Genomic DNA, 3,415 nt, shown 5'->3' with positions numbered 1-3,415 from the left:
GATGTACATAAAAAAGCATCCGGCAGCGGCCTACTCTCCCGCACCGTTGCCAGTGCAGTACCATCGGCGCTGGAGGGCTTAACTTCTGTGTTCGGAATGGGTACAGGTGTTTCCCCTCCGCTCTTGCCACCGGAATGCTTACATAATTTGTTGAAACCTGCACAGCGGGTCAATACTTCGCCCCATAGGTCAAGCCCTCGACCTATTAGTACCGGTTAGCTCAGTGCATTGCTGCACTTACACACCCGGCCTATCTACCAGTTGTTCTCTCTGGAGTCTTACCAGGCTTACCCTGTGGGAGATCTCATCTCGGGGCTAGCTTCGCGCTTAGATGCTTTCAGCGCTTATCTATACCATACTTGGCTATCCAGCCGTGCCACTGGCGTGACAACTGGTACACCAGAGGTATGTCCATCCCGGTCCTCTCGTACTAGGGATAGTCCCCCTCAAATCTCCTACGCCCACGACAGATAGGGACCGAACTGTCTCACGACGTTCTGAACCCAGCTCACGTACCGCTTTAATGGGCGAACAGCCCAACCCTTGGGACCTAATCCAGCCCCAGGATGCGATGAGCCGACATCGAGGTGCCAAACCTCCCCGTCGATGTGGACTCTTGGGGGAGATCAGCCTGTTATCCCCGGGGTAGCTTTTATCCGTTGAGCGATGGCCAGCCCACACAGCGCCACCGGATCACTAAGCCCGTGTTTCCACCCTGCTCGAGTTGTACCTCTCACAGTCAAGCTCCCTTCTGCCTTTACACTCTTCGCGCGATTTCTAACCGCGCTGAGGGAACCTTTGGGCGCCTCCGTTACCTTTTAGGAGGCGACCGCCCCAGTCAAACTGCCCACCTGAGAATGTCCCCAATCAGGTTAACTGACTCGGGTTAGAACTCCAGCAGAATAAGGGTGGTATCCCAAGGCCGGCTCCAGCAAAACTTGCGTCCTGCTCTCTACGCCTCCCACCTATCCTGTACATACCCTGCCAAAATCCAATCTCAGGCTACAGTAAAGCTCCACGGGGTCTTTCCGTCTAGTCGTGGGTAACCTGCATCTTCACAGGTACTTACAATTTCGCCGAGCCCCCCGTCGAGACAGCGCCCAAGTCGTTACGCCATTCGTGCAGGTCGGAACTTACCCGACAAGGAATTTCGCTACCTTAGGACCGTTATAGTTACGGCCGCCGTTCACCGGGGCTTCGGTTCAGATCTTCGGTTCCCCTAAACCTTCCCCTTAACCTTCCGGCACTGGGCAGGCGTCAGCCCCTATACTTCGCCTTCCGGCTTAGCAGAGACCTGTGTTTTTGATAAACAGTCGCTTGGGCCATTTCTCTGCGACCCCCTCGGGCTTCATGTGTTACACTACACCCTACTAGGGCATCCCTTCTCCCGAAGTTACGGGATCATTTTGCCGAGTTCCTTAACGAGGGTTCTCTCGCGCGCCTTTGGATACTCTCCTCGCCTACCTGTGTCGGTTTGCGGTACGGGCACCTGCTTCCTCGCTAGAGGCTTTTCTAGGCAGTTTGGGCTCAGTCAGTTCTGCTACTATATTTCGCTCCCCATCACGCCTCGGGGTTATGTGTGACGGATTTGCCTATCACACCCCCTACACGCTTGGACAGGTGTTCCATTAACCTGCTGACCTACCCTCCTGCGTCACCCCTTCGCTTGACTCACCCTGACCCCTATAGCAGCTTGCGCTGCCATACTCATCAAGGCTTGCCATGGTCGGCTCTCGGTGGTACCGGAATCTCAACCGGTTGTCCATCGCCTACGCTATCTAGCCTCGGCTTAGGCCCCGACTTACCCTGAGTGGACGACCCTTCCTCAGGAAACCTTAGGCTTTCGGCGGATGAGATTCTCACTCATCTTTTCGCTACTTATACCGGCATTCTCTCTTGTGTTGCGTCCACAGGTCGTTCCCGTCCTGCTTCCACCTCAACACAACGCTCCCCTACCAATGCCTTCCGGCATTCTGCTGCTTCGGTGGTGGACTTTAGCCCCGTTACATTTTCGGCGCAAGATCACTCGACCAGTGAGCTATTACGCACTCTTTGAATGAATGGCTGCTTCTAAGCCAACATCCTGGTTGTCTAGGCAACCCCACATCCTTTTCCACTTAGTCCACACTCCGGGACCTTAGCAGGCAATCTGGGCTGTTTCCCTCTCGACTATGAAGCTTAGCCCCCACAGTCTGACTCCTGGGATACCACTTCCGGCATTCGGAGTTTGAAAGGGTTCGGTAACCTTGTTGGGCCCCTAGCCCCATCAGTGCTCTACCTCCGAAAGTTATTCCCCAAGGCTAGCCCTAAAGCTATTTCGGGGAGAACCAGCTATCTCCGGGTTCGATTGGCATTTCACCCCTATCCACAGCTCATCCCATGCCTTTTCAACGACAACGTGGTTCGGGCCTCCACGGGACTTTACTCCCCTTTCACCCTGGCCATGGATAGCTCACCCGGTTTCGGGTCTACAGCATGCGACTTGCGCCCTCTTCAGACTCGCTTTCGCTACGGCTCCGCATATCCTGCTTAACCTCGCCACATACTGTAACTCGCCGGTCCGTTCTACAAAAAGTACGCGGTCAGGCGCCCCCATGCTATGCATGGAATACCGCCCTCCCACTGTTTGTAGGCATCATGGTTTCAGGTACTATTTCACTCCCCTCCCGGGGTTCTTTTCACCTTTCCCTCACGGTACTAGTTCACTATCGGTCGCTAGCTAGTATTTAGCCTCAGGAGGTGGTCCTCCTAGCTTCCCACGGGATTCCTCGTGTCCCGCGGTACTCAGGTGGCTACCAGAGGCCCTCGCACCTTTCGCCTACTAGACTCTCACTATCTACGGTGGGCCTTTCCAGGCCACTTCGGCTAGATGCTAAGAATCCCCCCGGATGTCTACAGCCATCCACGGTAGCTCCTTCAACCCCGAATGCACAACGCCTGTAGGCTATCACATGCACCCGGTTTGGGCTCCTCCCCGTTCGCTCGCCGCTACTCAGGGAATCGATGTTTCTTTCTCCTCCTTGCGGTACTAAGATGTTTCAGTTCCCACAGTTCCCCTCCCAGACCTATGGATTCAGCCTGGGATGCCACGGCATTACCCGTGGCGGGTTCCCCCATTCGGGCATCCCCGGATCAACGCCTGCTTGCGGCTACCCGGGGCGTTTCGCCGCTTGCTACGCCCTTCTTCGGCTGCTAGCGCCAAGGCATCCACCATGTGCCCTTCTTAGCTTGACCTATTTACTCGGACGAAATCTTATCTACCCACTGTGCAGTTTTCAAGGTGCAAAAGGAGCATATGCTCCTTCAAAGCTAAGCAGTGAAGGAAGGGGTGAGAAGTGGTATCGACCTGGGAGTGCACTTGGTGCATTCCCTAGCACTCCTTAGAAAGGAGGTGATCCAGCCGCACCTTCCGATA

Annotated in this window: 2 rRNA genes; both read right to left on the bottom strand. The window is 55.2% G+C overall.

Annotated elements, in window-relative coordinates:
- Positions 1 to 17 precede the first annotated feature (17 nt).
- Positions 18 to 134: ribosomal RNA gene (gene rrf, locus HPY90_RS15490) — 5S ribosomal RNA — on the bottom strand.
- Positions 135 to 185: 51 nt separating this feature from the next.
- Positions 186 to 3,234 (bottom strand): 23S ribosomal RNA (locus HPY90_RS15485).
- Between the last annotated feature and the right edge of the window lie 181 nt (positions 3,235 to 3,415).

The sequence above is a fragment of the Syntrophothermus sp. genome, from assembly GCF_013314835.1.
Taxonomy (GTDB): domain Bacteria; phylum Bacillota; class Syntrophomonadia; order Syntrophomonadales; family Syntrophothermaceae; genus Syntrophothermus; species Syntrophothermus lipocalidus.
The sequence above is the reverse complement of the archived record's forward strand: the minus strand, read 5'-3'. Positions and strand labels throughout refer to the sequence as shown.